22 protein-coding genes are annotated in these 26134 nt (G+C 72.7%); 10 read left to right on the top strand and 12 right to left on the bottom strand.

The annotated features are described in order from the left end of the window. Positions 1-226 precede the first annotated feature (226 nt). Positions 227-1405 carry a hypothetical protein gene (locus ACIA6C_RS31700; protein ID WP_366079006.1) on the top strand — a complete coding sequence of 393 codons (1179 nt, stop codon included), beginning with the start codon at positions 227-229 and terminating at the stop codon, positions 1403-1405. A gap of 87 nt (positions 1406-1492) precedes the next feature. Here the strand turns inward: ACIA6C_RS31700 and hflX are convergent, their stop codons facing one another. The 6 genes from hflX to miaA form a co-directional block, all read right to left on the bottom strand. Further along, positions 1493-2998, bottom strand: coding sequence for a GTPase HflX (hflX, locus tag ACIA6C_RS31695; RefSeq protein ID WP_399281088.1), 1506 nt, complete (start codon positions 2996-2998; stop codon positions 1493-1495). 259 nt (positions 2999-3257) lie between these two features. Continuing rightward, on the bottom strand, positions 3258-4781 hold the full coding sequence (locus ACIA6C_RS31690; protein WP_399281086.1) for a M1 family metallopeptidase: 1524 nt from the start codon (positions 4779-4781) through the stop codon (positions 3258-3260). 144 nt (positions 4782-4925) lie between these two features. After that, positions 4926-7013, bottom strand: coding sequence for a RelA/SpoT family protein (locus ACIA6C_RS31685; protein ID WP_399281084.1), 2088 nt, complete (start codon positions 7011-7013; stop codon positions 4926-4928). A 189-nt stretch (positions 7014-7202) separates the two neighbouring features. Then, complete coding sequence (gene dapF, locus ACIA6C_RS31680; protein WP_399281082.1) at positions 7203-8078, bottom strand: diaminopimelate epimerase; 876 nt, start codon at positions 8076-8078, stop codon at positions 7203-7205. 23 nt (positions 8079-8101) lie between these two features. After that, positions 8102-8737 carry a hypothetical protein gene (locus tag ACIA6C_RS31675; protein ID WP_399281080.1) on the bottom strand — a complete coding sequence of 212 codons (636 nt, stop codon included), beginning with the start codon at positions 8735-8737 and terminating at the stop codon, positions 8102-8104. Positions 8738-8842: 105 nt separating this feature from the next. After that, complete coding sequence (miaA, locus tag ACIA6C_RS31670; protein WP_399281078.1) at positions 8843-9781, bottom strand: tRNA (adenosine(37)-N6)-dimethylallyltransferase MiaA; 939 nt, start codon at positions 9779-9781, stop codon at positions 8843-8845. 165 nt (positions 9782-9946) lie between these two features. Here miaA and ACIA6C_RS31665 point away from each other — a divergent pair, with 165 nt between their 5' ends. Together ACIA6C_RS31665 and ACIA6C_RS31660 are read left to right on the top strand one after the other, a co-directional pair. Then, positions 9947-10153 carry a gliding motility protein gene (locus ACIA6C_RS31665; RefSeq protein ID WP_399281076.1) on the top strand — a complete coding sequence of 69 codons (207 nt, stop codon included), beginning with the start codon at positions 9947-9949 and terminating at the stop codon, positions 10151-10153. Between the two features lie 23 nt (positions 10154-10176). Continuing rightward, positions 10177-10434: an antitoxin gene (locus tag ACIA6C_RS31660; protein ID WP_366078999.1), complete on the top strand. Its 258-nt coding sequence runs from the start codon at positions 10177-10179 to the stop codon at positions 10432-10434. 69 nt (positions 10435-10503) lie between these two features. Here the strand turns inward: ACIA6C_RS31660 and ACIA6C_RS31655 are convergent, their stop codons facing one another. Together ACIA6C_RS31655 and miaB are read right to left on the bottom strand one after the other, a co-directional pair. Continuing rightward, the gene (locus ACIA6C_RS31655) at positions 10504-11271 is read right to left on the bottom strand and encodes a hypothetical protein (protein ID WP_399281074.1); all 768 of its coding nucleotides are present in this window, start codon (positions 11269-11271) and stop codon (positions 10504-10506) included. A gap of 76 nt (positions 11272-11347) precedes the next feature. Beyond that, complete coding sequence (miaB, locus tag ACIA6C_RS31650; protein WP_361131253.1) at positions 11348-12868, bottom strand: tRNA (N6-isopentenyl adenosine(37)-C2)-methylthiotransferase MiaB; 1521 nt, start codon at positions 12866-12868, stop codon at positions 11348-11350. A 120-nt stretch (positions 12869-12988) separates the two neighbouring features. Between miaB and ACIA6C_RS31645 the strand changes: the two genes are divergently transcribed. Then, positions 12989-13984, top strand: coding sequence for a TAXI family TRAP transporter solute-binding subunit (locus tag ACIA6C_RS31645; protein ID WP_399281072.1), 996 nt, complete (start codon positions 12989-12991; stop codon positions 13982-13984). 111 nt (positions 13985-14095) lie between these two features. Here ACIA6C_RS31645 and ACIA6C_RS31640 read toward each other — a convergent pair whose 3' ends face one another. Continuing rightward, positions 14096-15097: an ROK family protein gene (locus ACIA6C_RS31640; protein ID WP_399281070.1), complete on the bottom strand. Its 1002-nt coding sequence runs from the start codon at positions 15095-15097 to the stop codon at positions 14096-14098. 27 nt (positions 15098-15124) lie between these two features. After that, positions 15125-16309, bottom strand: coding sequence for a LacI family DNA-binding transcriptional regulator (locus ACIA6C_RS31635; protein WP_399281068.1), 1185 nt, complete (start codon positions 16307-16309; stop codon positions 15125-15127). Positions 16310-16642: 333 nt separating this feature from the next. On the opposite strand from ACIA6C_RS31635, the gene ACIA6C_RS31630 reads away from it, so the two are divergent. Together ACIA6C_RS31630 and ACIA6C_RS31625 are read left to right on the top strand one after the other, a co-directional pair. Then, positions 16643-17929 carry a glycosyl hydrolase gene (locus ACIA6C_RS31630; RefSeq protein ID WP_399281066.1) on the top strand — a complete coding sequence of 429 codons (1287 nt, stop codon included), beginning with the start codon at positions 16643-16645 and terminating at the stop codon, positions 17927-17929. Positions 17930-18065: 136 nt separating this feature from the next. Beyond that, entirely contained in the window at positions 18066-20144 is a 2079-nt protein-coding gene (locus ACIA6C_RS31625; protein ID WP_399281129.1) for an endo-beta-N-acetylglucosaminidase, read from the top strand. Positions 20145-20147: 3 nt separating this feature from the next. Here the strand turns inward: ACIA6C_RS31625 and ACIA6C_RS31620 are convergent, their stop codons facing one another. Together ACIA6C_RS31620 and ACIA6C_RS31615 are read right to left on the bottom strand one after the other, a co-directional pair. Continuing rightward, a complete protein-coding gene (locus ACIA6C_RS31620) occupies positions 20148-21560 on the bottom strand; it encodes a HAMP domain-containing sensor histidine kinase (protein ID WP_366078994.1) in 1413 nt (470 codons plus the stop codon). A gap of 13 nt (positions 21561-21573) precedes the next feature. Further along, the gene (locus ACIA6C_RS31615; RefSeq protein WP_361131238.1) at positions 21574-22290 is read right to left on the bottom strand and encodes a response regulator transcription factor; all 717 of its coding nucleotides are present in this window, start codon (positions 22288-22290) and stop codon (positions 21574-21576) included. A gap of 279 nt (positions 22291-22569) precedes the next feature. Here ACIA6C_RS31615 and ACIA6C_RS31610 point away from each other — a divergent pair, with 279 nt between their 5' ends. The 4 genes from ACIA6C_RS31610 to ACIA6C_RS31595 all read left to right on the top strand — a co-directional run bounded on the left by ACIA6C_RS31610 (position 22570) and on the right by ACIA6C_RS31595 (position 25933). Further along, on the top strand, positions 22570-23355 hold the full coding sequence (locus tag ACIA6C_RS31610; RefSeq protein WP_190186237.1) for an amino acid ABC transporter ATP-binding protein: 786 nt from the start codon (positions 22570-22572) through the stop codon (positions 23353-23355). 87 nt (positions 23356-23442) lie between these two features. Continuing rightward, positions 23443-24294, top strand: coding sequence for a glutamate ABC transporter substrate-binding protein (locus ACIA6C_RS31605; protein WP_361131234.1), 852 nt, complete (start codon positions 23443-23445; stop codon positions 24292-24294). A gap of 83 nt (positions 24295-24377) precedes the next feature. Further along, on the top strand, positions 24378-25052 hold the full coding sequence (locus tag ACIA6C_RS31600) for an amino acid ABC transporter permease (RefSeq protein WP_190186239.1): 675 nt from the start codon (positions 24378-24380) through the stop codon (positions 25050-25052). Beyond that, positions 25049-25933 carry an amino acid ABC transporter permease gene (locus tag ACIA6C_RS31595; RefSeq protein WP_399281061.1) on the top strand — a complete coding sequence of 295 codons (885 nt, stop codon included), beginning with the start codon at positions 25049-25051 and terminating at the stop codon, positions 25931-25933. The genes ACIA6C_RS31600 and ACIA6C_RS31595 overlap by 4 nt, the downstream gene beginning before the upstream one ends. Positions 25934-26134 lie beyond the last annotated feature (201 nt).

The raw sequence follows: 26134 nt of genomic DNA, 5'->3' as shown, positions 1-26134 counted from the left end.
CAACGACGGTGTCGGCGGCGGATCACGGGTGGGCGGAAGATCCTTGCCCGTGCGCCCGTGCAGGAACCCCGGAGAGAGACGGCGGCAGGTGCAGGAACCGCGGCCCCGGGCTGTGTCGTCCTGAACCGCAGCGGCATAGTGGGGTGCTGCGCCCGGCGCGCCTGTTTGGCGAGCCGGCCGCACCGCACCCCGTTCAACGCCTCGAACCACCAGGGGGACTTACGACATGCGACCGAACCGACCGGTCACCGCGGCCCTGTGCGCGGCCGCGCTCGCGCTGACCGCCGCGGCCTGCGGACCCGGCGACGATGAGGCCGGCGGCGACGCCAAGCCGACCGTGGCGGCCAGCCTGCCGTCCGGCGCCACCGACGGGATCAAGATCCCGGACGACATCAAGGAAAAGCTCAAGCAGCACGGCATAGACATGGAGAAGTGGAAGGGGGGTGCGTGGAAGAACTGGAAGCGGGAGGACTGGCTCCGCGAGGCGGGCGACTACATCAACCCGATCATCGAGGGCCTGTGGGACCCGGACCGGATGCGTGACGCCGACAAGACCCCGCAGCCCCCGGCCGTGGATCCTGACGCCGGCAAGGACCAGGGCGTCACCGACCCCACTCCCGCGCCGGTTTCGGCGAAGCAGGCGGCCGCGCCGTACCACGCCAACGTCCCCGCCTCCGGCAAGGTCTTCTTCGACGGTCCCGAGGGCTCGATGGTCTGCTCGGCCACGGTCGTCAAGGACCCGGCCCACCCCGGCAAGTCCAACCTGGTCTGGACGGCGGGCCACTGCGTGCACGCCGGCAAGGCCGGCGGCTGGTACCGCAACATCGCCTTCGTCCCGTCCTACAACAACGCGGGCAAGACGGCGCCGGAGCTCAAGGGCGCGCCCCGCGACCAGGTGGCTCCGTACGGCGTGTGGTGGAGCGACTGGGCGCAGACCTCGGACCAGTGGATCGCGACCGGCGGCCCGACGGGCGGGGCGGGTGCGCCGTACGACTTCGCGGTGCTGCACGTGACCCCGGAGAAGGGTGCGGGCAAGTCCCTGGAGGAGACGGTCGGTTCCGCGCTCCCGGTGGAGTTCGCCGCTCCGGCGGTGCAGAAGGTCGCGAGCATCACGGCGACGGGCTACCCGGCGGCGGCGCCGTTCGACGGCCAGCGGGCGTTCCAGTGCACGGACAAGCCCGGCCGGCTGTCGCTGACCGCGGCCGCCCCGGTGATGTACCGCATCGGCTGCACGATGACCGGCGGTTCCTCGGGTGGCGGCTGGATCGCGGCGGGCGCCGACGGCAAGCCGGCGCTGGTGTCGAACACGTCGATCGGTCCGGCGAAGGCGGGCTGGCTGGCCGGCCCGCGGCTGGGCCCGGAGGCCAAGGGCGTCTACACCGCGGTGAGCAACAAGTTCAAGTAGCGGCGGCGCCGGCACGGCAGGCGCGTATGTGAAACGAGTGAGGGCCCCCGCCCAAGGCGGGGGCCCTCACTCACATGGCACGGCCGGTCAGTGCTTGGCGGGCACGTACGGTGCCAGGTCCGCCGCCAGTTCCTGGTGGACGCGCGCCTTGAGCAGGGTGCCCTCCGGGGTGTGCTCCTCGGAGATGACCTCGCCCTCGGCGTGCGCCCGGGCGATCAGCGAGCCGCGGGTGTACGGCACGAGCGCCTCCACCTCGACCTCCGGCCGGGGCAGCTCGGTGTCGATGAGCGCGAGGAGTTCCTCGATGCCCATGCCGGTCCGGGCGGAGACGGCGATGGAGTGCCGTTCGATGCGCAGCAGGCGCTGGAGGACCAGGGGGTCCGCCGCGTCCGCCTTGTTGATCACCACGATCTCGGGCACGTTGACCGCGCCGACCTCGCGGATGACCTCGCGGACCGCCGCCAGCTGCTCCTCCGGGGCGGGGTGCGAGCCGTCCACGATGTGCAGGATGAGGTCGGAGTCGCCGACCTCCTCCATCGTGGAGCGGAACGCCTCGACCAGGTGGTGGGGCAGGTGCCGGACGAAGCCGACGGTGTCGGCCAGGGTGTAGACCCGGCCGGAGGGGGTCTCGGCCCGGCGCACGGTCGGGTCGAGGGTGGCGAACAGCGCGTTCTCCACGAGGACGCCCGCGCCGGTGAGGCGGTTGAGGAGCGAGGACTTGCCGGCGTTGGTGTAGCCGGCGATGGCGACCGAGGGCACCTTGTTGCGGCGCCGTTCCTGCCGCTTGATGTCGCGGCCGGTCTTCATCTCCGCGATCTCCCGGCGCATCTTCGCCATCTTCTCGCGGATCCGTCGCCGGTCGGTCTCGATCTTGGTCTCACCGGGGCCTCGGGTGGCCATGCCGCCACCGCCGCCGCCACCCATCTGCCGGGACAGCGACGCACCCCAGCCGCGCAGTCGCGGCAGCATGTACTGCATCTGCGCGAGCGCGACCTGGGCCTTGCCCTCTCGGGACTTGGCGTGCTGGGCGAAGATGTCGAGGATCAGGGCGGTCCGGTCGACCACCTTCACCTTGACGACGTCTTCGAGGGCGATGAGCTGGCCGGGGCTGAGCTCGCCGTCGCACACGACGGTGTCGGCGCCGCTCTCCATGACGATGTCGCGCAGTTCCCGGGCCTTCCCGGAACCGATGAAGGTGGCCGGGTCGGGCTTGTCGCGGCGCTGGATCACGCCGTCGAGTACGAGAGCACCTGCCGTCTCGGCGAGGGCCGCGAGCTCCGCGAGGGAGTTCTCGGCGTCGTCCACGGTGCCGGAGGTCCAGACACCGACGAGTACGACGCGCTCCAGACGGAGCTGTCGGTACTCGACCTCGGTGACGTCCTCCAGCTCGGTGGAGAGGCCGGCGACGCGTCGCAGTGCCGCGCGCTCGGAGCGCTCGAACTGATCGCCGTCGCGGTCTCCGTCGATTTCGTGGCTCCAGGCGACGTCCTCTTCCATCAGGGCATCGGCCCGAAGGCTCTCGGTGAAGCTCGGCGAGTCCTGCACGTCCTGTGCGTCCCGCGCGTCCTGGGAAGGGGAAGAAGAGGAGGTCATTGGATCCTTACGTCGATTCGAATGCGTCGGCCCCCGGCCGCTGCCGGAGCTGCCGCCCTGCGTGAGATGACACGGTCGTGACATGACACGGTCGTGACATATCACTGTCATGTCCAACGTGTCACACCGTCCGAAGATTCCCGGACCCGGGGGCCCGCGGCTCGGCGGACCGGCCTGTCGATGGTGACATGCCCGTTCGGCGCCCGTCACACGCTTTTCGCACGGTCGTCACCCGGAGCCGGCCGCTCCCCGCCCGGTCTCAGGCCTTCTTCGGGACCGCCCTGGGCGCCGGGGCCGCGCCCGGCGCGGCCTTGGACCCCGGCGTGGCCTTGGCCCCTGGGGCGGCCTTGGTCCCGCTCCATTCCGGGTGTCCCGGCATCGGCGGGGTCGTGGCGCCGTACAGCCACGGCTTGAGGAAGGGTTCCAGGTCCCGTCCCGCCTCCTGGGAGGCGAGGCGTACGAAGTCCGCCGTACCGGCGGTGGAGTCCGCGTGCTCGGCCACCCAGCGGCGTTCGACCCGGTCGAAGGCGGCGGCGCCGATCTCCTGGCGCAGGGCGTAGAGGATCAGCGCGGACCCGTCGTAGACCACCGGCCGGAACAGTCCGATCTTCTCCCCGGGCGGGGCCGGCTTGGGCGCCGCCGGGGGGCCGCCGGCCGCCCGCCACTGGTCGGAGCGCTGGTACGCCTCGCGCATGCGCCGCTCCATGGAGTACTTGCCGAGGCCGTCCGCGTACAGGGCCTCGTACCAGGTCGCGTGTCCTTCGTTGAGCCACAGGTCGGACCAGGTGCGCGGGGTCACGCTGTCGCCGAACCACTGGTGGGCCAGCTCGTGGACCATGACGGAGTCGACGTACCACTCCGGGTAGGTGCCGGTCGTGAACAGCCCGCTCTCGAAGAGCGAGAGGGTCTGGGTCTCCAGCTCGAAGCCGGTCTTGGCGCGGGCGACGAGCACACCGTAGTTCTCGAAGGGGTAGCGCCCGACGCGCTCTTCCATCCACGCGATGTGCCCGGCGGTCTTCTTGAGCCAGGGCTCCAGCCGCTGCCGGTCGGCGGCCGGCACCACGTGGCGCAGCGGCAGTCCGTGCGGTCCGGTGTCCGAGGGCACCGCCGAGGAGCCGACCGAGACCTGGGCGAGCTCGGTGGCCATGGGGTGCAGGGTGCGGTAGGTCCAGGTGGTGGGCTGTCCGGAGCGCTGGACGGGGAGGGCGGTGGGCACTCCGTTGGCGACGGCCGTGAGACCTGCCGGGGTGGTGATCCGGAAGGTGAACAACGCCTTGTCGGCGGGGTGGTCGTTGCACGGGAAGACCCGGTGGGCGGCGTCTGCCTGGTTGGCCATGGCCAGCCCGTCGTCGGTGGTCACCCAGCCGCCGTCGTCGCGGCCGCGCGGGTCGCTGGTGTGCCGTACGACGATGCGCAGCGGCGTGTGGGCCACGACGGGTCGCGCGGGGGTCAGCACGAGGTCCTCCCCGGCGCTCTCGAAGCGTGCGGGCTCCCCGTTGACCTCGGCGGAGGCGACGGTGCCGTGGGTAAAGTCCAGGTTGACGCGCTCCAGGTCCACCAGGGCCCGGGCGTCGATGACGGTGACGGCGTCGAGCGGGCTGCGGTTGTCCTTGTAGGTGAAGGACAGGTCGTACGAGAGGACGTCGTAGCCGGGGTTGCCGAGCTCGGGGAAGAGGCTGTCGCCGATGCCGAGTGCCTTGGGCGGCGGCAGTACCGCGGCGACGAGGGTGAGGGAGGCCGCGGCGAGCAGCGCGGCGCGCAGGCGGGGGGAGGTGAGCTGCATCCACCATCGCTTACCAGGGCCCGGCGCGCCCTTGTGACCGGCGCGCGACGGGGACACCCGAACGAGGTCGCGGGACAGTGGACCGGCCCATGCGCGGACGACAGGCCGCGGACCGGCCCGTGGGCGTACGACGGCGGGGCGCGGTCACGCCCTGCTGACGTCGTACACGCCCGGCACGTCGCGCATCGCCCGCATCAGCGCGGGGAGTCCGGCCGCGTCGGGGAGCTGGAGGGTGTACGTGTGCCGGACGCGCTGCTCGACGGGCGGCTCGACGGTCGCGGAGACCACCTCGACCCCCTCGCGGGCGATCGCTTCGGTCAGGTCGGCCAGCAGGTGCGGGCGGCCGAACGATTCGGCGAGCAGGGTCACGCGGCAGTCCGCCGTGTCCCGCCAGTGCACGGTGACCGAGGTGCGGCCCACGGCGCGCATCTGGGCCACGGCCGGGCACTGGACGCGGTGCACGGTGACGGCCCCGCCCCGTACGACGAACCCGGCCACCGCGTCCGGCGGCACGGGGGTGCAGCAGCCGGCCAGCCGTACGTGGGCGTTCGGCAGGTCGGCGACGGCGTTGCCGCTGCCGCCACGCGCCCCGACGACGGACAGGGGCGCCCGTGCGGCGGTGGTGGTGGACGCGGCGTCGTCGGGGTGGGTCGCGAGCCAGCTGCCGATGGCGATGCGGGCGGCGGGGGTGGTGGCGTGCTCCAGCCAGTCGGCGGCCGGCCCGGAGGAGGAGTCGTGGGAGAGCAGCAGTTGGACGGTGTCGCCGTCGGAGAGCCGGGACGACAGGGAGGTGAGGCGCCCGTTGACGCGGGCGCCGATACAGCCGTGGGCCGCCTCGCCGTACTGGGCGTAGGCGGCGTCGATACAGCTGGCGCCGCCCGGCAGGGTCAGGGTGCGCGGGGCGGCGGCCGCGCCGTCGACCGCGAAGACGGTGACTTCCCGGTCCTGGGCGAGTTCGGCGCGCAGCACGGTCCAGAAGGTGTCGGGGTCGGGTGCGGACTGCTGCCAGTCGAGCAGCCGGGACAGCCAGCCGGGCCGGGTGGGGTCGACGCGTTCCTCGTCGCAGTCGGCGGGTTCGCCGGTGGTGTACGGGTTGCCGAGGGCGACCACGCCGGCCTCCGCGACGCGGTGCATCTGCCGGGTCCGGACGATGACTTCGGCGACGTGGCCGTCGGGCGTGGCGACGGCGGTGTGCAGCGACTGGTAGAGGTTGAACTTCGGGACGGCGATGAAGTCCTTGAACTCGGAGACCACCGGGGTGAAGCAGGTGTGCAGTTCGCCGAGGACCCCGTAGCAGTCGGCGTTCTCGCCGACGAGGACGAGGATGCGTCCGAAGTCGGAGCCGCGCAGCTCGCCGCGTTTGCGGGAGATGCGGTGGACGGACACGAAGTGCCTTGGCCGTACGACCACTTCGGCGGTGATGCCGGCGTCGCGCAGGACGGCGCGCACGGAGTCGGCGATGGCGGGCAGCGGATCGTTCTCGCCCGCGTGGGCGGCGATCAGCGCGCGCGTCTGCTCGTACTCCTCCGGGTGCAGGATCGCGAAGACGAGGTCTTCCAGCTCGGTCTTGAGGGCCTGTACGCCGAGCCGTTCGGCGAGCGGGATGAGGACGTCGCGGGTGACCTTGGCGATGCGGGCCTGTTTGTCGGGGCGCATCACGCCGAGGGTGCGCATGTTGTGGAGCCGGTCGGCGAGTTTGATGGACATGACGCGCACGTCGTTGCCGGTGGCGACGAGCATCTTGCGGAAGGTCTCGGGTTCGGCGGCGGCCCCGTAGTCGATCTTCTCCACCTTGGTGACGCCGTCGACGATGAAGCAGACCTCGTCGCCGAACTCCTCGCGGACCTGTTCGAGCGTCACTTCGGTGTCCTCGACGGTGTCGTGGAGGAGTGACGCCGTCAACGTGGTGGTCTCCGCACCGAGTTCGGCGAGGATCAGGGTGACGGCGAGGGGGTGTGTGATGTACGGCTCACCGCTCTTGCGCATCTGGCCGCGGTGGGAGGTCTCGGCGAGGAGGTACGCGCGCCGCAGGATGGACAGGTCGGCGTCCGGATGGTGGGCACGGTGGGCTTCCGCGACGTGTCCGATGGCGTCGGGGAGCCGGTCGCGGGACGGGGGGCCGAGCAGGGCGGCGCGCCCGATTCGGCGCAGGTCAAGCCTGCTGCGGCTCCGTCTGCGCAGCTCAGGGCGCGCTTCGGGGTGTGCTTCGGGGTTCGTGGCCTCTGCACTCATGGGAACCTCCGGCGGCTTCGACCGGCGGTGGTGGGCATGGGGTGAGCCCTCAGGGCCGGTGCCTGATGTTACCGACCCCACCACGTGGCGCAGTCCACCTCTCGCAGAGCGTGAAACGGATCACCCATTAGAGGGAAGCTCTCCGGCAATGGCTAGTGCTGTGGCCGGGAAGCCTTCCCGGCCACAGCACTAGGCGAAGGCCGTTTCGGTGAGCCAGGCCGCGTCGAACTCGCCCGAGGCCACGATGACGGCGGGTCCGGTCATGTCGATGCGACCGTCGGGGTGTTCGGTGATGAGGAGCGTGCCGCCGGGGAGATCGACGGTGTACGTGACGGGCTGACCGGTGAGGGCCGGGTCGGCGCCGTCCCGGCGGATGGCTGCCACCGCGACGGCGCAGGCGCCGGTGCCGCAGGAGCGGGTCTCTCCGGAGCCGCGTTCGTGGACGCGCATGGCGACGTGCCGGGGGCCGCGGTCGACGACGAACTCGACATTGACCCCGGTGGGGTAGGCGGACGCCGGGTTGAACGGCGGGGCGGTGTACAGGTTTCCGGCGTCGTCGAGGCTTTCGACGAACGCCACGGCGTGCGGGTTCCCCATGTTCACGTTCCGCGCGGGCCAGGTGCGCTCGCCGACGGAGACGGTGACCTCGCCTTCCGGGAGTTCGGCGCGGCCCATCGACACGGTGACGTCCCCGGTCTTGGCGAGGTGCACGTGCTTGACGCCGCCGCGCGTGGCGACGGCGAGGTCGCCGGGCTCGACGTGGCCGGCGTGCTGGAGGTAGCGGGCGAAGACGCGCACGCCGTTGCCGCACATCTCGGCGATGGAGCCGTCGCTGTTGCGGTAGTCCATGAACCATTCGGCTTCACCGGCCATGTGCGCGGCCTCGGGGTGGGCGGCGGACCGCACCACATGCAGCACCCCGTCCGCTCCGATGCCGGCCCGCCGGTCGCAGAGCTTGGCGACGGCGCCCTCGGGCAGCTCGACGGCGTTGTCCGGGTCCGGGACGATCACGAAGTCGTTCTCGGTCCCGTGGCCCTTGAGGAAGGAGAGGGTGCTGTGCGTCACGGGCCCATCGTAAGCGACGGGCCTCAGCGCAGCCGGGCCACCCGGTACACGGCGAGCGCTACGACGGCCAGCGCGACCAGCGCGTACAGCGCGGCCACGCGCCAGTCGGGGATGCGGGCGCCGCCCCGGGGCCGGAGCCCGGGCAGGGTGTAGCCGACCCGGCGCGCGGCCATCATCCCCCAGCCGCCGGCGCAGGCGCTGATGAGGAAGCCGAGCATGGCGACCACGGCTCCGCCGTCGCCGAACTCGAAGGCGAGGGGAAAGGCGAACATGAGCGAGCCGGCGGCGGCCAGCACCACGATGGGGGTGATCTGCCAGATGCGCAGGCGGCGCTGCGGGCGCAGTTCGACCTCGAACTCGGGGCCGGTGGCGCCCTCGGCCGCGGCGTCCGGGGCGTCGGGGCCGTCGGGGGTCAGCCGTGCGGGCTCGGCGGGCAGTCCCAGCGAGCCGGGACCGTCGGGCCCGGACGGCTGCGCTCCGAGCTCCTGCCGCGGCACCGGCCCGGAGGCGGGGTCCGCGTCGGGCCCGGCGAGGTCCCGAGCGAGCCGGGCAGACTCCGCAGCGGGCCCGACGGACTCGGCGGTCCCGCTCTGGAGCAGGTCCGCTTCCCGTCCGGTGTCGTCCCGCCCAGTGTCACGAGGGCCGGCCTCCATAGCCACGCGCCCTCCCCACTCGGACTTCGTACGCCGCTGTTCAGCAGTTTGATGATGGCATGGTCCAGACCCCGAGACGGGCGCACGGGGCTTCCCGATGCCATCACGTGATCAGGCTGTGACCGCTCGTTCGACCAACGACTGCGCGAGTCCGGGGAGTTCCCCGCGGTCCGCGGCCGCTCCGCTGAGCCAGTGCACGCGCGGGTCCCGGCGGAACCAGGAGTCCTGGCGGCGGGCGAACCGCTTGGTGGCGCGTACGGTCTCGGCCCTGGCCTCGTCCTCGGAGCACTCGCCCGCGAGGGCGGCCAGCACCTGCTGGTATCCCAGCGCGCGGGAGGCGGTGATCCCCTCGCGCAGCCCCTGGGCCTCCAGCGTCCGGACCTCCTCGACCAGCCCGGCCTCCCACATCCGGTCGACGCGCAGGGCGATCCGCTCGTCCAGCTCGGGCCTGGCGACGTCGACGCCGATCTGGACCGTGTCGTAGACGGACTCGTGGCCCGGCAGGTTGGCGGTGTACGGCTGCCCGGTGATCTCGATGACCTCCAGGGCCCGGACGATCCGGCGGCCGTTGCTGGGCAGGATGGCGTGGGCGGCGTCCGGGTCGACGGCGGCCAGGCGGGCGTGCAGGGCGCCGGGGCCGCGCAGGGTGAGCTCGTCCTCCAGCCGGGCCCGTACGGCCGGGTCGGTGCCGGGGAAGTCCATGGCGTCGAGCGCGGCCCGGACGTACAGGCCCGAGCCCCCGACGAGGACGGGCGTGCGGCCCTCGGCGAGCAGGGCGTCGATCTCGGCGCGGGCGAGGCGCTGGTACTCGGCGACGCTCGCGGTCTCGGTGACGTCCCAGACGTCGAGGAGGTGGTGCGGGATCCCACCGCGCTCCGCGGGCGTCAGCTTGGCGGTGCCGATGTCCATCCCCCGGTACAGCTGCATGGAGTCCGCGTTGACGACCTCCCCGCCGAAGTGCTGGGCCAGGGCTACGCCCAGGTCGGACTTTCCGGCCGCGGTGGGACCGACGACGGCGATGACCCGCGGGGCGGGAGCTGCATTCCTCACTGCCACAGTCTCGCAAACCCTGCGCCGGATACCCGATCGGGTGACGTGACGGGACGCGGCCGGGGTCGTTGCCTTGGCGGGGTTCCGGGCCCCGGCGCGCCCGGGGGAGGCCGGTCCGGCCAAGGCGGAACTCCATTCACACGAGTAACGTTTATGGGAGTAGACATGGGTGTTTTCAGCCGGTTTTTTGGCCGTAAGGATCAGGGTTCGACCGAAGAGGCCGCTCCCGAGGGCCTGACGGCCGGGCCCGAGGAAGCGGAGGCAGTGGCGGCGGAGGCGGAGGGTCCGGCGGCGGAGGCCGTGGAGATCCCGAAGCAGCAGTCCGTCGAGGCCGCCGCGGACAGCGAGACCGGCGAGGGCGCCCGTACGTAGCTCCCGGCAATGGAAGGTGACCCATGGGCCTCTTGGACAATCTGAAGGCCAAGCTCGGGCCGGCGAAGGACAAGGTCGGCGACCTCGCGCAGCAGCACGAGGGCAGGATCGGCGAGGGTCTGGACAAGATGGCCAAGGTCGTGGACGCCAAGACCAAGGGCAAGTACAGCGGCCAGATCACGACGGGTACGAGCAAGGCGAAGGGCGCCCTGGGCAAGATCGCCCACAAGGACGAGCCCGGTCACGGTCCCGGCGGGCCGACGCCGCCGGCGGCGGGCTGAGCCGTCCGCGAAGGGGTGCGGGGCCCGGCGGGCTCCGCGCCCCTTCGGCGTATCGCCGCCGGGCGGGCTTCAGGACCAGGCGGCGACGAAGTAACCCACGCCGTACGGGGCGTCCTCGTACAGCAGCCTGCCGTCGAGCCCCGCGCCCTCCGCGGCGCCCGCGAGGACCTGCCAGGGCGCCCGGCCGGAGGCCTGGAGCTCGGCGGCGAGCGTGACGTCGAGGGCGGCGAGGGCGGCGGTGTCCGCGGTGGCGAGGGCCGCCGCGGCCGCGGTGTCGAAGGCTTCGGCCCGCTCGTCCAGGTAACCGGGCGCCTTCAAGGTCCGGCAGGCGCTGCCGTCGCCCATGACGAGCAGGGCGACCCGGGCCTCGCGGGCCGCGAGGTCCCGGCCCGTGCGCAGGGCCTCCCCGGTCTCCAGGGACTGCGCCACCGCGAAGCCCTCGACGGGCGCGGCGCCCCAGCGCGCGTGGTCCAGCAGCCAGGCGCCGACGGCCAGGGCCGTCGGGAGCGGCCGAGCACCTTCGCCCGGTCCGTCGCCTGGTCCGTCACCCCACCGTGCTCCGCCGTCGTCGCCGCCCGGCCGCCCGCCGTCGCCGAGCCGCACGCCGCAGTGGACGCCGAAGCCCTGGAAGCCGCCCCGGGAACCCTCCGGGTAGGGGCCGGCTTCCCCGGACCCGGCGGCGCCCACGACGACCAGCAGGCCGGGCCTGGAGGCCGCGAGCACGGCGAGCGCGTCGGAGCAGGCGGTACGGGCCCCGTCCAGTTCGGCGGCGGCCCCCGAGGCGACCTCCGGCACGAGGAGCGGCGGGGCGGGACAGACGGCAGCGGCTACGAGCATGATCCGCAGCCTAGCCGGGCGCGGCCCGGTCCGGAGGTCCGGCGGGGACCTCCGGCACCGGCCCGGCGGCGCGGGATCAGGCGGTGACGGCGCAGCCGGAGCTGGCCGGCGGCAGCGGGGCCGGGACGCCCAGGGTGGGGATGCCGAGCATGACGCCCGCCGGCTGGGCCGGGGCGGCGTTGCGCTTCTCCCACGCGTCGCCGGCCCGGGTCCGCCGCACGGAGCGGGCCGGCCCCTCGGCCAGCAGGTGGTGCGGGGCGGCGTAGGTGATGTCGACGGTCACGACGTCACCGGGGCGGACGTCCTCGTCCGGCTTCGTGAAGTGCACGAGGCGGTTGTCGGGGGCGCGGCCGGAGAGCCGGTGCGTGGCGCCGTCCTTGCGGCCCTCGCCCTCCGCGACCATGACGTCGAGGGTGCGGCCGACCTGCTTCTTGTTCTCCTCCCAGGAGATCTCCTCCTGGAGGGCGACCAGGCGCATGTACCGCTCCTGGACGACTTCCTTGGGGATCTGCCCCTCCATCTCCGCGGCGGGGGTGCCGGGGCGCTTGGAGTACTGGAAGGTGAAGGCGTTCGCGAAGCGGGCCTCGCGCACCACGTGCATCGTCTGCTGGAAGTCCTCCTCGGTCTCGCCGGGGAAGCCGACGATGATGTCGGTGGAGATCGCCGCGTGCGGGATGGCGGCGCGCACCTTCTCGATGATGCCGAGGAAGCGCTCCTGCCGGTACGAGCGGCGCATGGCCTTGAGGATGGGGTCCGAGCCGGACTGGAGCGGCATGTGCAGCTGCGGCATCACGTTCGGGGTCTGCGCCATCGCCGCGATCACGTCGTCGGTGAAGTCGCGCGGGTGCGGGGAGGTGAAGCGGACCCGCTCCAGGCCCTCGATCTGTCCGCAGGCGCGCAGCAGCTTGGAGAAGGCCTCGCGGTCGCCGAGGTCGGATCCGTAGGCGTTGACGTTCTGGCCGAGCAGGGTGATCTCCGAGACGCCCTCGGCGACCAGTGCCTCCACCTCCGCCAGGATGTCGCCGGGACGGCGGTCCTCCTCCTTGCCGCGCAGCGCGGGGACGATGCAGAAGGTGCAGGTGTTGTTGCAGCCGACGGAGATCGACACCCAGGCGGCGTACGCGGACTCGCGGCGGGTCGGCAGCGTCGAGGGGAAGGCCTCCAGCGACTCGGCGATCTCGACCTGCGCCTCCTCCTGAACGCGGGCGCGCTCCAGCAGGACGGGCAGCTTGCCGATGTTGTGGGTGCCGAAGACGACGTCGACCCACGGGGCCCGCTGGACGATCGTGTCGCGGTCCTTCTGCGCCAGGCAGCCGCCGACGGCGATCTGCATGCCGGGGCGCTTGGTCTTCATCGGGGCGAGCCGGCCGAGGTTGCCGTACAGCTTGTTGTCGGCGTTCTCGCGGACGGCGCAGGTGTTGAACACGACGACGTCGGCGTCGCCGTCGGAGCCCTCGGGCGCACGTGTGTAGCCGGCGTCCTCCAGCAGACCGGAAAGCCGCTCGGAGTCGTGCACGTTCATCTGGCACCCGTAGGTGCGCACCTCGTAAGTTCCCTTGACGTCCACTGCCGTGCTCCGGTCGCTGCTGCTGGTCATGGAACAAGGGTAGGCGCTCCCCGGAAGCCCTCCGGCCCGCAGGCCGCGGGGGCGGCGGTCCTGCCGCGGGTGGCGGCCGGGCCGTGACAGGACGCCGGGCGGGGTGGCAGGATCGCCGGCGTGCACCTCGTACCGCCCCGCGTGAGCCGGCGTCGCGCCCTGTGGGGCCTGGCGGCGGTGCTCGCCGTGTGCGGGCTGCTGGTGTGGTGGCTGAGGCCCTTCGGGGAGCCGGAGCCCAGTGGCAGCCTCGCGTTCAGCACGGGCGTCCGTACCGGCGTCTACCACCGCTACGGCGAGCTGCTGGAGCAGGCGCTCGCGACGGACATGCCCCGCGTGAAGGTCAAGCTGGAGCCGAGCGAGGGCTCCCAGCAGAACCTCCAGCGGGTGGCGGCCGGGGAGGCCGACTTCACCATCGCGACGGCGGACGCGGTCGCCAAGTACCGGCTCGACGGGAAACCCGGGGCGGAGCGGCTGCGGGGCGTCGCGCGGCTCTACGACGACTACGTGCAACTGGTGGTGCCCGCCGGGTCGCCGGTGCAGTCGGCGCGGGACCTCAAGGGCAAGCGGGTCGCGGTCGGCCAGGCCGGCTCCGGGGTGCGGCTGATCTCGGACCGGCTGCTGGCGGCGGCCGATCTGGACCCGGCGCGGGACATCACCCCGTTGTCGATAGGCATCGACACCATGCCCGCGGAGCTGGAGGCGGGACGGATCGACGCGTTCTTCTGGTCCGGCGGCCTGCCGACCAGCGCGGTACGGGAACTGTCCGAGCGGTTCGAGATCCGGCTGGTGCAGCTGGGCGACCTCGTCGAGCGGCTCCAGGGCAGCGGGACCCCGTCCCGCTACTACCGGGCGGCGGTGATGCCGCAAGACGCGTACGCGCGGGCCCGCAACACTTCGGCGGTGGCCACGCTGGCGGTGCCGAACCTGCTGGTGACCAGGGACGACACCAGTCCGGATCTGACCGAGCGGTTCACCCGGACGGTGATTTCGAGCCGGGACCGGATCGGCCACGAGGTGCACGCCGCGCAGCTGGTGGACCTGAGGACGGCGATCTACACCGATCCACTGGCGCTGCACGAGGGCGCGGCGCGGTACTACCGCTCGGTCAAGCCGTAGGCCTCCCGGCCGGTACGGGCGGCGACCCTTCCGGGCCGCCCGCTCCTGCGGCCCCGCCCGTCAGCCGATGCCTCCCCGTGAGCCGGCCCGCCCGTCAGCCGGTGCGCCCCGTCAGCCGGTGCGCCCCGTCAGCAGCATCGTCGCCGCCGCGGCCGCGCCGATCAGGCCCGCGTCGGTGCCGAGGCTCGCGGGGACGACCCGCAGGTCCCGTACGAAGGACAGGGTCGCGTACGAGGCCAGGTGCCGCCGGACCGGTTCGAAGAGGGTGTCCCCGGAGGCGGCGACGCCGCCGCCGATGACCGCGATGCCGGTCTCCACCAGGGTCGCGGTGGCGGCGATGGCGGCGGCCAGCGCCCGGCCCGCCCGGTCGAACGCGGCGACGGCGACGGGATCGCCGGCCCGGGCGGCGGCGGCCACCCCCGCGGCGGTCGCGTCCCCGTCCCCGGCCGGGGTCCAGCCCTCGGCGAGGGCCCAGCGGGCGATGGCCGTACCGGAGGCGATGGACTCGACGCAGCCCCGGCCGCCGCAGACGCACGGCTCGCCGTCGAAGGCGACGCTGATGTGGCCGATGTGACCGGCGTTTCCGGTGGGGCCGGGGTGGAGCCGGTTGTTCAGGATGAGACCACCGCCGACGCCGGTGGAGACCACCATGCACAGGGCGTCGGCGTGGCCCCGGGCCGCGCCCAGCCAGTGTTCGGCGGCCGTCATCGCCACGCCGTCACCCGCCAGCACGGCCGGGATCCGCGCGCCGTGGGCCGCCAGCTCCGCCGAGACCCGCTCCAGGACGGGGAACCCGCGCCAGACGGCGATGTTGACCGGGCTGACGGTGCCGCGCGAGGTGTCGACCGGGCCGGCGCTGCCGACTCCGCAGCGGACCACCGACGGCCACAGCGGGCTGCGCGCGAGGTCTGCGACGACTTCGGCGACCGCGGCCATCACCCCCTCGGCGTCGGTCCCGCGCGGGGTCGGGCGGCGGGTGGTGGCCGTCATCGCACCGTCGGGGTGCACCAGCGCGCCGGCGATCTTCGTGCCGCCGATGTCGATCGCCGCGGTGAGGCCGTCGGCCGGGCCGGGGCCGCGGTGCGCGGAGGGGACGGAGGGGGAAGTGGTCACGGCGGCGCTCCTGGAAGGGGTCGGGGTTCAGTATGCGGCCGGGGCCTGCGCCGTACTGTCTCGGGGTTCCAGCCGGGGCAGCTCGCTCTCGCGCACCCTCGGCGGGCCTCCGGCCAGGACGGCGAGGAGTTCCTCGGCCGCGAGCCGCCCGAAGCCCGCCGTGTCACGGACGAGGGCGGTCAGCCGGGGATGGGTGACCCGGCACAGGGCCGAGTCGTCCCAGGCCACGAGGGAGAGCCGGGCGGGGACGGGGATCCCGAGCCCGGCGGCGACGGCGGCGCCGGCCACCGCCATCACGTCGTTGTCGTAGACGAGCGCGGTGGGCGGCTCCGGATCAGCGAGGACCCGCCGGGTGGCGGCGGCGCCCTCGGCGTCGGAGTAGTCGGTCACCACCGACCGGACGTCGGCCGGCCCGAGGCCGTGCCGCTCCGACCAAGCGCGCAGCGAGGCCATCCGGCGGGCCGTGTGGGCGAGGGCGGGCAGGCCCGCGACGTGGGTGATCCTGCGGTGCCCGAGCAGGTGCAGGTGGTCCAGCACCTGCTCCATGGCTCCGGCGTCGTCCGCCCGGATGGTGGACAGGGCGGGAGCCGCGCCCTCCTGCCGCTCCCGGCCCCCGGAGCCGGCCGGGCCCGTCGACGCCGCCGCCGTGACCGGGGCCGCAGCCGGGTCCGCAGCCGGGTCCGGGGCCGGGGCCGGGGCCGGGTCACCGGCCGGGTCGCCGGCCGGGTCGCCGGCCGGGTTCGTCGCGGTCGTGCCGACCATCACCGCGGGGAGGCCGAGGCCGGTCAGGAGCTCCGGCCGGGGGTCCTGCGTCCGCGGGTCCACGACGATGACCCCGTCCACGCGGCGCTCCGCCCACCAGCGCCGGTAGACCGCGCACTCCGCGTCGATGTCCTCCACCACCTGGAACAGGAGCGCGATCCGCCCGGCCGCCAGTACCTCCTGTATGCCGGAGACGAGTTGCAGGAAGAACGACTCCACCCCGAGGGTGTGCGCGGGCCGTGCCAGGACCAGCCCGACCACACCTGCGCGTGCCCCGGACAGGGCGCGGGCCGCGCTGTTGGGCTGCCAGCCGAGCTCTTCGGCGACGCGCCGGATCCGTGCCCGGGTGTCCCTGGAGACACCCGGGCGGTCGTTGAGCGCGAAGGAGACGGCGCTCTCCGACACCCCGGCCCGGCGGGCGATGTCCTTGATGGTGGGTCTGCGGGCCATGGCCGGCTCATCCTCCTGCGGTGGCGCGAACTGCGATGGCCGGACCGTACGCGATCCGGCCCGGCCGGGACCGCTCCCCCGCCGGGCGCCTGCAACCCGAAGTAGTCGCTTTCACAAGGCAGTTCGGACTCCGCCATGACGACATAAACTCGACTTAAGCGCATTAGTGCACCCCTCAGCGAGCGCCCCGAAGTGACAACCCACAGCACGGTCAAGGGCGTTGCGCAGCAGATCGCGGCGGCCCGTCCGGCGTGAATCGCCTTGTTGACTTCCCCCTGAACTCCCGGCATTTTTCGGGGAGTCCGGTGAATTCCTCCGAACTCCGGGACCCTCATGCCCGAAAGCGCCCCTCTTCCGCCCCCTGTCCGCAGCCCGCGCTTCGGCGTCAACTACACCCCCGCTCGCGGCTGGTTCCACCACTGGCTGGACTTCGACCTCGGTGACGTACGGGCCGACCTCGACTCGATCGCCGCCCTCGGCCTGGACCACGTCCGCGTCTTCCCGCTCTGGCCGGTGTTCCAGCCGAACCGCACCCTCATCCGGCCGCGCGCGGTCGAGCAGCTGGTCGCGCTCGCCGACGCGGCCGCCGAGCGCGGACTGGACGTCGCGGTGGACGGACTGCAAGGGCACCTGTCGAGCTTCGACTTCCTGCCCGCGTGGACCGGGACCTGGCACCGGCGCAACATCTTCCGCGACCCGGACGTGGTCGCCGCGCAGGAGGAGTACCTGACCACGCTGGCCGGCGCCCTCGCGGACCGGCCCAACTTCCTCGGCATGACCGTGGGCAACGAGATCAACCAGTTCGCCGACGCCCCGCACCCCGACCCCGACCGCATCGACGCCGCCCAGGCCGCGCGCTGGCTGGAGCGGATGCTGGCCGCCTGCGACAAGGGGGCTCCCGGGCGGTTCCACGTGCACGCCGAGTACGACGCCGCGTGGTACCAGGACGGGCACCCCTTCACCCCGGCCCAGGCGGCCCGGCTGGGCGCGGCCACCGCCGTGCACTCCTGGGTGTTCAACGGCACGGCGCAGCGCCACGGGGCCACCGGGACGGCGACCGAGCACCACGCCGCGTACCTGATCGAGCTCGCCAAGGCCTGGGCGCCGGACCCGCACCGGCCGGTGTGGCTCCAGGAGGTGGGGGCCCCGGCCCCGCTGGTCGCGCCCGAGCGGGCGGCGCGGTTCACCGAGGCCACCGTGGCCAACGCGCTGGACTGCCCGGACCTGTGGGGCGTGACCTGGTGGTGCTCGCACGACGTGTCCCGGGAGCTGGCGGACTTCCCGGAACTGGAGTACGGCCTCGGCCTGCTCACCAACGACCGCCGCGTCAAGCCCGCCGGAGCCGCGCTGGCCAAGATCGCCGCCCTGTGGCGGGGCCGCGAGCACCGGCCGCCGCCCCGCTCGACCGCGCTCGCCGTCGACGTCGGCGGAGCGGAGGCCGCGCCGGGCCGGTCGGTGTGCGGGCCGGGCGGGGCGTTCTTCGAGGCGTGGGCCGCGCTGACCGCCCGGGGGCTGCGCCCGGCGGTGGTCCTGGCGGAGCTGGCCCGGGACCCGGCGCACCTGTCGGCGCGCGGCATCACCGAGGTACTGCACGTGCACGACGTGACCGGCACCGCCTGACCCCGCCCCCGACGCACCGCGAGGAGCCTCCGTGCCCGAGCCCGTCAGCAGCGCCGAACCCCGTACACCCGACGCCCGAACACCCGAACCCCGAACGCCCGAACCCCGAACGCCCGACGCCCGGCCCCCCCGCGCACTGCCGACCCGGCGCGGGTTGCTCGCCGCCGGGGCCGCCACCGGGGCGGCCGCCCTCCTGGGCCCCACCCCGGCCCGGGCCGCCGGCGCACCGGCCCCGGTCACGCCCGCCGCCCCCACCCCGCCCGCCCTGGCCCCGTACGCCTCCTACTGGTTCCCGGACACGCTCCCCGAGGGCGTCCCCGCTCCCGCGGTCACCTGGCGCTCCCTCAAGCGGTGGACGCCCGAATCGGATCCCGACCTGGCCCACAACACCGCGAGCGTCCCCCTCGCGGCCCGCTTCGCCCCGGTGCCGCCGAATCCGGACGCCCGCGCGGGCCAGGCCCGTATCGCCTCCCTGGTCTCCTTCGCACCGACCGCGGGGAACCCCTCGCAGGGTTCCGCGACCGCCGACTACTACGCCCTCACGCACTGGGCGTACCTCGACGAGCTGGTGTTCTGGGGCGGCTCCGCCTCCGAGGGGGTCGTGCTCGCGCCGAACGCGCCCGTCGTCGACGCCGCCCACCGCAACGGCGTCCCGGTCCTGGGCAGCGTGTTCCTGCCGCCCGTCGCGTACGGCGGCGACCTCCGGTGGACCCGGGACCTGGTCCAGCGGGATCCACTGGGCCGCTTCCCGATCGCGGCGAAGCTCGTCCAGGTGGCGCGGGCGTACGGCTTCGACGGCTGGTTCGTCAACGCCGAGACCGACGGCGGGGACAGCGTGCTCGCCACCCGGATGCGGCAGTTCCTGCGCGCGCTGCGCGCCGCCGGTGAGCCGTACGGCCTGCGGATCACCTGGTACGACGCGATGAACAGCACCGGCAGTGTGGGCTGGCAGGGCGAATTGAACGCCCTCAACCAGGAGTTCTTCGAGGACCGGGCCGGCCGGGTCGCGGACACGATGTTCGTGGACTTCCGCTGGACCGCGCGCTCCCTGGCCGCTTCCGGCGCGCTCGCCGAACGGCTCGGCCGTTCCCGCCACGAGTTGTGGGCCGCCGTGGACACCGAGTCCCGGGGCTGGGACGCCTCCGTCGACTGGGACGCCATCGTCCCGCGCGGGCGCGACCACGTCGTAAGTTACGGCTTCTACCGGCCGGAGTGGACGCTCGGCCACCTCTCGGACCGCTCCCCCGGCGCCTTCCACCAGGCCGACGACCGCTTCTGGACGGGCGAGTCCCTCGACCCGGCCCGGCCCGCGCCCGAAGCGCACTGGCGGGCTCCGGCGACCGCCGTGGCGGACCGCTCGACCGTCCTGGCGCTGCCCTTCGCCTGCGCGTTCAACACCGGGCACGGGCTGCGCTGGTACGAGGACGGGAAGGTCACCTCGGACGCGCCGTGGAACCACCTCGGGCTCCAGGACCGGCTCCCGGGCCGCCGCTGGGTCGTGGAGACCGCCGGGCAACGCCCTTCCGTGACGCTGGACTTCGCCGACGCGTGGCGCGGCGGCTCCAGCCTGCTCGTGGTCGGCCGGCCGGCCGGCCCGGTCGTCATCGGCCTGCACTCCACCCGCCTGCCGCTGTCCGGCGCCACCGCCGTGGAGCTGGTCCACGCCACCGAGGCGGGCACGGTGGCGGTGGAGGTCGGGATCGCGCTGCGCGAGCCCGCCGCCCCGGGCGAGCCGCTCCCGTACACCTGGCTCAAGGCGGCGACCCGCAGCGCCGGGCGGGGCTGGCTGCGCGCCCGGGCCGTGCTCGACGCGACGCGCGGGACGACGGCGTACGCGTTCGCCGTACGGATCACCCCGCGCGGGACGACGCCGGTGCGCTGGCGGCTCGGGGCCCTGTCGGTACGCGACGCCACCGCGCAGCGGCGCCCGGCCGCCCCGAGTGCCCTGCGGGTGGACGCTTCGGCCCGGCGGGAGGGAACGGCCGAGGTCCGCCTCTCCTGGCACCGGGCAGCCGGCCCGGTCCGCCACTACGAGGTACACCGGTGCCTGCCCGACGGCACCCGCCGCTTCCTCGGCGGCACCTGCGGAACGGCCCTGTACCTCCCCGCCGTCATCCGCTCCGGCGCGGAGCCCGCGGCGGCGTTCGAGGTCCGGGCCGTGGACGAGCTGTACGCATGCTCCGGCGCGGCCCGCACCACCCTCGGGTGGACCTGAGCGTCAGGAGGCGTGCGGGGCGGTGCGCGGGACGGTGACCGTCACCCGCAGCCCGTGGGGCGGGTTCGTCTCGTACGAGAGGGACCCGCCGCCGGAGGCGAGCAGCGCCCGGGAGATGGACAGCCCGAGACCGGAGCCCTTGATGTTCTGGTGGCGTCCGCTGCGCCAGAAGCGGTCGCCGATCCGCTGGAGCTCCTCCTCGGTGAGCCCGGGCCCGCGGTCGGCGACGACGACGTGGACCGTGCGGCCCTGCGCGGAGACCGAGACCTCGACTTCCTCTCCCTCGGGGGTGAACTTGAGGGCGTTGTCGATGACGGCGTCCAGCGCGCTGGACAGCGCTATGGGATCGGCCCACCCGGTGACGGCGGCCGGGCCGGTCTCCGTCAGCCGTACGCCCTTCTCCTCTGCGTAGGGGCGCCAGGCGGTGACGCGTTCGGCGGTGAGCGCGCCGATGTCGGTGAGGCTGATCTCGGCGGTGGCGTGTTCGGCCAGCGCCAGGTCCAGCAGGTCGTCCAGGACCTGTGTCAGGCGTTTGCCTTCAGTGCGCACGGAGGCGATCTCCTCGTTTCCCTCGGGCAGTTCGAGGGCGAGCAGTTCGATCCGCAGGAGCAGCGCGGCGAGCGGGTTGCGCAGCTGGTGGGAGGCGTCGGCGACGAACGCCCGCTGCTGCTCCAGTACGTCTTCCACGTTGTCGGCCATCTCGTTGAACGAGTGGGCCAGGCGTTGGAGTTCCGGCGGGCCGCCCGCGGCGGCGACGCGGGAGTTCATCCGTCCGGTGGCGATGCCGTGGGCGGCGGCGTCCAGGGTCCGGACGGGCTTGAGGACCCAGCTGGTGAGCCGCAGGGCGGCTCCGAACGCCAGCAGCATGGCGGCGGCGAGGCCGCCCGCGATCAGCAGCCAGCCCTGCAAGATCCGCGCCCGCAGCTGGCCGGTGGGTGATTCGGTGGCGACGACGGCGACGACGTCCCCGTCGAGGACGACCGGGGAGGCGACGAGGAGCTTCCCCTGGGTCTGCCAGGGCCACACCTGGCCCGGGTCGTGGCTGCGGCGCCCGGCGAGCGCTTCCTCGAAGGCCCGGCGGCCCTCACCGGACTCCGGGAGCTGCCACCAGCCGGGGGCGCGGACCATGGCGTTGTCGTCGCGGTAGAAGATGCCGACGCGGATGCCGTACAGCTCCTGGTAGCGGGCCAGTTCCAGCTGGAGGGTCTCGCGGCGCTGGTCGGCCCCGGTGGCGGCCGAGCCCTCGGAGTCGATGACGAACTGGGCGAGGGCGGCGAAGCGGGCGCTGTCGTCGATCCGGTCGACGACCACCTTCTGCTGCTGGCCCGCGGCCAGGCTGACGGCCAGCGGGAAGCCGAGGGCGAGCAGGACGCCCGCCATGAGGACGATGAGCAGGGGGAGCAGTCGGGCGCGCACGACGGGATTTCCGCTAGGGGGCGGCCGGGGCGACGAGCCGGTAGCCCACCCCGCGGACGGTTTCGATGAGGGCGGGCATGCGCAGCTTGGAGCGCAGCGAGGCGACATGCACTTCGAGGGTGCGCCCGGTTCCCTCCCAACTGGTGCGCCACACCTCGCTGATGATCTGCTCGCGCCGGAAGACGACCCCGGGGCGCTGGGCGAGCAGCGCGAGCAGGTCGAACTCCTTGCGGGTGAGGGGGACGTCGGCGCCGTCCACGGTGACGCGGCGGGTGGGCAGCTCGATGGCGACGGGACCGAGCCGGACCACGGACGGGGCGCCGGTCCCGGTGACCGCGGCCTCCTCGGAGGCGCCGGTGCGGCGGGCGACGGCATGGATGCGGGCGAGGAGTTCGCCGGTGTCGTAGGGCTTGACGACGTAGTCGTCGGCGCCCATGTTCAGGCCGTGGATGCGGGAGCGTACGTCGCCGCGCGCCGTCACCATGATGACGGGCGTGGCGGTGCGCTTGCGGATCTTGCCGCACACCTCGTAGCCGTCCTGGTCGGGCAGGCCGAGGTCGAGCAGGATCACCCCGTAGGGAGGGGTGGAGGGCTGGGCGCCGGCCGGCAGCAGGGCGTGGAGCGCCTCCTCGCCGCTGCGGGCGTGCGTGACCTGGAAGCCGTGCCGGGCGAGGATCGCGGACAGCGCGGCGGCGACGTGGTCGTCGTCCTCGACGAGCAGCAGTCTCACGGGGCCCCTTCCTCGGTTGGTCTGTGGCGCACGGCGTGGCCACCCTGCATCCACGCCGATGCAGACTCCCACGTCAAGAGGGTTCCGGTCTTGCGAGTCTTCCGTTATGCACCCGGTACGCGTAAGGAGGGACGCGCGAGGGCGGCGGGCGCGGTCGCCCACGGAGCGTATCCGGGCGAGGCCGGATCGTTATGCTCAATTCTCCCTCAGATGTGATGACGGTGTGAGTACCTCGTCACTACTGTCCTCCCAACCGACGGAGGACGGAGCAAGAAGCCGATGAGCGGAGTATCAGTGACCAAGGACGTGCAGGACGCGGCCGGTGCCGCGGACGACCTGGTCGTACTGAGCAACGTCAACAAGCACTTCGGCGCGCTGCACGTGCTTCAGAACATCGATCTGAGCATTGCCCGCGGTGAGGTCGTCGTGGTGATCGGTCCCTCGGGATCGGGCAAGTCCACGCTGTGCCGGACCATCAACCGGCTGGAGACGATCGATTCGGGGACCATCACGGTCGACGGCAAGGAACTGCCCTCCGAGGGTAGGGAACTGGCTCGGCTGCGGGCCGATGTCGGCATGGTCTTCCAGTCCTTCAACCTGTTCGCGCACAAGACCGTGCTGCAGAACGTGATGCTGGGCCAGCTCAAGGTCCGCAAGACGGACCAGGCGGCGGCGCTGGAGAAGGCGAAGTCGCTGCTGGACCGTGTGGGTGTCGGCTCGCAGGCGGACAAGTACCCGGCGCAGCTCTCCGGTGGCCAGCAGCAGCGCGTGGCGATCGCCCGGGCGCTGGCGATGGACCCGAAGGTGATGCTGTTCGACGAGCCGACCTCGGCGCTCGACCCGGAGATGATCAACGAGGTGCTGGAGGTCATGCAGCAGCTCGCCCGGGAGGGCATGACGATGGTGGTCGTCACCCACGAGATGGGCTTCGCCCGCTCCGCTGCCAACCGGGTCGTCTTCATGGCGGACGGGAAGATCGTCGAAGAGGCCGCGCCGGAGCAGTTCTTCGCCAACCCGCGCAGCGACCGTGCCAAGGACTTCCTGTCGAAGATCCTGCACCACTGACGGTCCTGGTCTGGTAGTGATCCGGTGGCGGCCCGGATCCAGGTGTCGCTCGCCGTCCAACAACGTCTCATCCGAGGGAAGTTCACGATGAAGCTTTACAAGGCCGGTGCGGCCGTCGCCGCTGCCGTCGCTCTCGCCCTGACCGCGACCGCCTGCGGCGGCGGCAGCAGCGACAAGTCCTCCGGTGGCGGCGACTCGGCCGGTGGCGGCAAGAAGATCGTCATCGGCATCAAGTTCGACCAGCCGGGTGTGGGTCTCAAGACCCCGGACGGCAAGTTCACCGGTTTCGACGTCGACGTCGCGACGTACGTGGCCAAGGAACTCGGCTACGAGGCCAACCAGATCGAGTTCAAGCAGGCCGTCAGCTCCGAGCGCGAGAACCTGATCTCCAACGGCGACGTCAAGCTGGTCGTCGCGAGCTACTCGATCAACGACAAGCGCAAGGAGAAGGTCGACTTCGCCGGCCCGTACTTCCTGGCGCACCAGGACCTGCTGGTCCGCGCGGACGAGACCTCGATCACCAAGGCCGAGGACCTCAACAAGAAGAAGCTCTGCTCCGTCACGGGCTCCACCTCGGCGCAGAACGTCAAGACCAAGCTCGCTCCCGAGGCCGACCTCCAGGAGTTCCCCGGCTACTCCGAGTGCCTCACCGGCCTGGAGAACAAGGCCGTGGACGCCCTGACCACGGACAACTCGATCCTGGCGGGCTACGCCGCGCAGGAGAAGAACAAGGGCAAGTTCAAGCTGGCCGGGCTGAGCCTGAGCAACGAGAACTACGGCATCGGCCTCAAGAAGGGTGACAAGGACCTGCAGACCAAGGTCAACGCCGCCCTCAAGAAGATGGTCACCGACGGTTCCTGGGACGCGGCCGTGAAGAAGAACTTCGGGCCGGCCAACTACAAGAACGAGCCTGCCCCGCAGATCACCGAAGGCAGCTGATTCCCCGGTGGGGAGCGTCGCCGCCCGCCTGCCGCGGGCGGCGGCGCGCCCCACCGGCCATCCTGGGGAGAGCGCAGGGCAACGTGTTCGACTTTCTTGATTCCGGGCAGTACGACCTGCTCGGAGCCTTTTGGGTGACGGTTCAGCTCACCCTCTACTCGGCGGCGGGCTCCCTCATATGGGGAACCGTCCTGGCCGGGATACGGGTCAGCCCGGTCCCGCTGATGCGCGGCTTCGCCGCCGTGTACGTCAACGTGGTGCGCAACACGCCGCTGACCGCGCTGATCCTCGGCTGCTCGCTGGGCCTCAGCCAGACCCTGGGCATCACGCTCGGTGGTGACACCTTCAAGGAGACCGGCTTCCGGCTGGCCGTCCTCGGCCTGACCGCGTACACCGGCACCTTCGTCTGCGAGGCGCTGCGCTCCGGCATCAACACCGTGCCCGTCGGGCAGGCCGAGGCCGCCCGCGCGCTGGGCCTGAGCTTCTTCCAGGTGCTCACGCTGATCGTGCTCCCCCAGGCCTTCCGGGCGGTCATCGCACCGCTCGCGAACGTGCTGATCGCCCTCACGAAGAACACCACGGTGGCGGCGGCCATCGGCGTGGCCGAAGCGGCCCTGCTGATGAAGGAAATGATCGAGAACGAGGCGCAGGCGCTCTTCGAGGTCTTCGCGGTGTTCGCCTTCGGCTTCGTCGTCCTCACCCTCCCCACCGGCCTGCTGCTCGGCTGGGCGGCCAAGCGAATGGCGGTGAAGCGATGAGCACCGTGCTGTACGACACCCCCGGCCCGAAGGCCAAGGTCCGCAACTGGATCTACTCCGCCGTCTTCCTCGTCCTGCTCGGCCTGGCCCTGTGGTGGGCGCTGGGCCTGATGGCGGACAAGCACCAGCTCGACGGCGACAAGTGGAGCCCGTTCGTCACCGACGGGCAGGTCTGGACGACGTTCCTGCTCCCCGGCCTGCTGGAGACGCTGAAGGCCGGCGTGATCGCCATGGTGATCGCGCTGCCGCTCGGCGCGCTGCTCGGCATCGGGCGGCTCTCCGACCACGCCTGGGTGCGGGTCCCGGTCGGCGCGGTCGTGGAGTTCTTCCGCGCCATCCCGGTCCTGATGCTGATGCTGTTCGGTTTCGCCCTGTACGTGCAGTTCTCCAGCGTCGAGTCCGAGGTCCGGCCGCTGTACGCGGTGGTCACCGGCCTGGTCCTGTACAACGCCTCGGTCATCGCGGAGATCGTCCGGGCCGGCATCCAGTCGCTGCCGCGCGGACAGACCGACGCGGCCAAGGCGATCGGCATGCGCAAGGGTCAGACCATGACCTACGTCCTGCTCCCGCAGGCCGTCACCGCCATGCTGCCCGCGCTGGTGAGCCAGCTCGTGGTGATCCTCAAGGACACCGCGCTCGGTGGCGCGGTCCTGGGTTACGGCGAGCTGCTGTCGATGAGTCGGCAGATCTCGGCGAACTACAGCAACACCATCCCGAGCCTGATCGTGATCGCGGCGCTGTTCGTCGCGGTGAACTACGCGCTCGCCTCGTCCGCCTCCTGGCTGGAGGGCCGGCTGCGGAAGTCGAAGAAGAGCACCGGCGCGGTCGTCGGCGTGGCGGAGGCCAGCGACCTGGCCACGGGCAACAACAGCGCGGCGTGAAACCCGTCCGCCTGGGATCGGATGCCCGCTGACGGTAAGTCCGCTGATGCGAAGTCAGTCATAGTGCGTAGCCTGTGTGGTGGGGGGGGGGGCGGGCCCCCCCCCCCCGGCGGGGGGCGGGGCGGGGGCAGTTTGAGGACGCCCATAAAGAACGTGGGTAAAGTTGTGTGGTGTTAAAAAATAGATAGGGGGGCCGCTGCT

The organism is Streptomyces sp. NPDC051578, from assembly GCF_044454045.1.
In the GTDB taxonomy this organism is placed as follows: domain Bacteria; phylum Actinomycetota; class Actinomycetes; order Streptomycetales; family Streptomycetaceae; genus Streptomyces.
The sequence above is the reverse complement of the archived record's forward strand: the minus strand, read 5'-3'. Positions and strand labels throughout refer to the sequence as shown.

What these genes read in the sequence shown, in the direction of transcription:
- ACIA6C_RS31700 (WP_366079006.1), top strand. Translation starts at nt 227, where the DNA reads ATGCGACCGAACCGACCGGTCACCGCGGCCCTGTGCGCGGCCGCGCTC.
- ACIA6C_RS31630 (WP_399281066.1), top strand. Translation starts at nt 16,643, where the DNA reads ATGCCCGAAAGCGCCCCTCTTCCGCCCCCTGTCCGCAGCCCGCGCTTC.
- ACIA6C_RS31660 (WP_366078999.1), top strand. Translation starts at nt 10,177, where the DNA reads ATGGGCCTCTTGGACAATCTGAAGGCCAAGCTCGGGCCGGCGAAGGAC.
- ACIA6C_RS31595 (WP_399281061.1), top strand. Translation starts at nt 25,049, where the DNA reads ATGAGCACCGTGCTGTACGACACCCCCGGCCCGAAGGCCAAGGTCCGC.
- ACIA6C_RS31605 (WP_361131234.1), top strand. Translation starts at nt 23,443, where the DNA reads ATGAAGCTTTACAAGGCCGGTGCGGCCGTCGCCGCTGCCGTCGCTCTC.
- ACIA6C_RS31685 (WP_399281084.1), bottom strand. Translation starts at nt 7,013, where the DNA reads ATGAGTGCAGAGGCCACGAACCCCGAAGCACACCCCGAAGCGCGCCCT.
- ACIA6C_RS31690 (WP_399281086.1), bottom strand. Translation starts at nt 4,781, where the DNA reads ATGCAGCTCACCTCCCCCCGCCTGCGCGCCGCGCTGCTCGCCGCGGCC.
- ACIA6C_RS31610 (WP_190186237.1), top strand. Translation starts at nt 22,570, where the DNA reads ATGAGCGGAGTATCAGTGACCAAGGACGTGCAGGACGCGGCCGGTGCC.
- ACIA6C_RS31635 (WP_399281068.1), bottom strand. Translation starts at nt 16,309, where the DNA reads ATGGCCCGCAGACCCACCATCAAGGACATCGCCCGCCGGGCCGGGGTG.
- hflX (WP_399281088.1), bottom strand. Translation starts at nt 2,998, where the DNA reads ATGACCTCCTCTTCTTCCCCTTCCCAGGACGCGCGGGACGCACAGGAC.
- miaB (WP_361131253.1), bottom strand. Translation starts at nt 12,868, where the DNA reads ATGACCAGCAGCAGCGACCGGAGCACGGCAGTGGACGTCAAGGGAACT.
- ACIA6C_RS31665 (WP_399281076.1), top strand. Translation starts at nt 9,947, where the DNA reads ATGGGTGTTTTCAGCCGGTTTTTTGGCCGTAAGGATCAGGGTTCGACC.
- ACIA6C_RS31655 (WP_399281074.1), bottom strand. Translation starts at nt 11,271, where the DNA reads ATGCTCGTAGCCGCTGCCGTCTGTCCCGCCCCGCCGCTCCTCGTGCCG.